The organism is Parvibaculum sp. (assembly GCF_049672805.1).
Classification (GTDB): domain Bacteria; phylum Pseudomonadota; class Alphaproteobacteria; order Parvibaculales; family Parvibaculaceae; genus Parvibaculum.
This window is the reverse complement of sequence record NZ_JBATWS010000027.1, coordinates 1-2101: the sequence shown is the minus strand read 5'-3', so window position 1 is coordinate 2101 and position 2101 is coordinate 1. Positions and strand designations below refer to the sequence as shown.

Genomic DNA, 2101 nt, shown 5'->3' with positions numbered 1-2101 from the left:
TCGCTGTCGTGATTGTCCATTACAGTGGCGACGAATTTGCTGCCGCTTGTACGCGGCCAGCCTTTCACCTCTGTGCCAAGATCCTTGATGAGAAAGGGCACGCCGTTGAAGGGGCCATCCGACAAATCACCTTTCGCCTTTTCACGCGCTTCGTCATAAGCCTTGTAGACAATGGCATTCAACGTGCCGTTGTGGCGTTCGGCACGTTCAATGGCCGCGTCGATGAGTTCGAGCGGTGTCACCTCGCCCTTCTTCACCAGTTCGGCAAGGCCGAGGCCATCATGATCTGCATATTCGGGAAAGCTCACTTGCGGTTCTCCTCAATTCCAGATGGCTGGGTGACGGTCTTTCCAGGGCATTTCCTGCTCAAGCTGCGCGGCGAGGCGGAAGAGCGTTGCCTCATCGCCATAGCGCGCAGAGAACATCATGCCGACAGGCAGCCCGCTTTCAGACATGCAGAGCGGCAGCGAGAGGGAAGGCTGGCCGGTGATATTCTGGATCGGCGTGAAGGGCACATAATCCGCAGCCGGAGCGAAAGCCATCATCGGATCCGGCTCGTTGATATTGATGGTGCCGAGCGGAATGGGCGGCGCGGCGAGGGTGGGCGTCAGCCAGACATCATACTTCGTCATGAAGGCGCCGACGCGGCGGGTGAGGTTTTGCGCCTCCTTTACCAGCATCAGATATTGCGCGGCACTAATGGATTTGCCGACTTCATAAAGGCCGCGTGTCAGCGGTTCGAGTTCATTTTCTTCCGGCCCGCGGCCACGGCGCGCGGCTTCGCCCTCGATTTCAGAGGCGAGCCATGATGCCCAAAGCGGCAGGAAGAGGCTCGCCGGTTCATCCGGCTTCAAGGCCGGTGCGTCTTCCACAACATCATGGCCGAGAGCGGCAAGTCGCTTTGCGACTTCTTCCACGCCCTTCACACAATCCGCGTGAAGCAGGGCGCCATTTGCATTCTTTTTGCTGAAAGCGATGCGCAGCTTGCCGGGTTCGCGCTTTATCTCTTCGAGATAGGGGCGCTCAGGAGGCGGCGCCATGTAGGGGTCGCCCGGCTCTGCGCCTTGCGTAGCGTCGAGCATTGCAGCACTGTCGCGCACGCTGCGGGTGACGACATGTTCATGGCAGAGGCCGCTCAGCACATCGCCGTAGTCCGGCGCGAAAGAGGTGCGCGCGCGTGAAGGCTTGAGGCCGACAAGGCCGCAGCTTGACGCGGGAATGCGGATCGAGCCGCCGCTGTCATTCGCATGGGCAAGCGGAACGATGCCCGCCGCAACGGCAGCGGCTGCACCGCCCGAGGAGCCGCCAGTGGAGTGGTTCACATTCCACGGATTGCGCGCCGGGCCGTAAAGCGCGGATTCCGTTGTCGGAAGCAGCGTGAATTCCGGCACGTTGGTCTTGCCGAGAAAGCTGACGCCCGATGCGCGGAAGCGGCGGGCAAGCGCCGAATCCTCGCTTGCCGGTGTCTCTGCGCGAAAGCGGGAGCCGAGGCGGCTTGGATACCCGGCAATATCGCCAAAGGCATCTTTCAGCAGAAAGGGCACGCCCTTGAAAGCGCCATCTGCGGGTGCTTTGGCCATGGAGCGGCCGAGATCATAAAGCTTCAGGACGACAGCATTGAGGGCCGGGTTGTGCTTTTCGATGCGTGAAATGGCTTCTTCTGCCAGTTCACTCGCACTCACCTCGCCCTTGCGGACGAGTTCCGCGAGTCCAAGACCATCATACGAGGCGTATTCCCTGATACCCATGGCGATGCGCTCCCCCTCCTTTGTATTTGTTGTCTGGAAGCTTAGCGTCACTCACCGGATCGTCAAATCAGGCGTCGTTGTTCTCCGGCATCTTCGCGGTAGCCGGGATTTTCCACGGATAGGGGGGTGTGCCTTCAAACACCGGGCCCTCGATGACGGGTTCGGCGCCGCTTTCCCATGAGGGAACGCGGAAGCGCGCGCGGCGCAGAACGGGCGAGCCTTCCGGCCCCTCATCGCGGCCGACATCACCCACATTCACCTGCTCGACCGTCGTTGCGTCTTCCGTCAGCGTGATGATGGAAAAGCCGTGTGCACGGGAGTCTATATAGTCAAGGCCGGGACTGGCATTCGGA

At 60.8% G+C, this 2101-nt stretch carries 3 protein-coding genes; all 3 read right to left on the bottom strand.

Going from position 1 to position 2101, the window contains the following annotated elements:
• On the bottom strand, positions 1 to 308 hold a 308-nt coding region (locus tag WBF74_RS00945; RefSeq protein WP_424433923.1), incomplete at its 3' end, for an amidase family protein.
• A 12-nt stretch (positions 309 to 320) separates the two neighbouring features.
• Positions 321 to 1748 carry an amidase gene (locus WBF74_RS00940; protein WP_424433922.1) on the bottom strand — a complete coding sequence of 476 codons (1428 nt, stop codon included), beginning with the start codon at positions 1746 to 1748 and terminating at the stop codon, positions 321 to 323.
• Positions 1749 to 1815: 67 nt separating this feature from the next.
• The coding region (locus WBF74_RS00935; protein WP_424433921.1) for a hypothetical protein at positions 1816 to 2101 on the bottom strand (286 nt) is incomplete at its 5' end.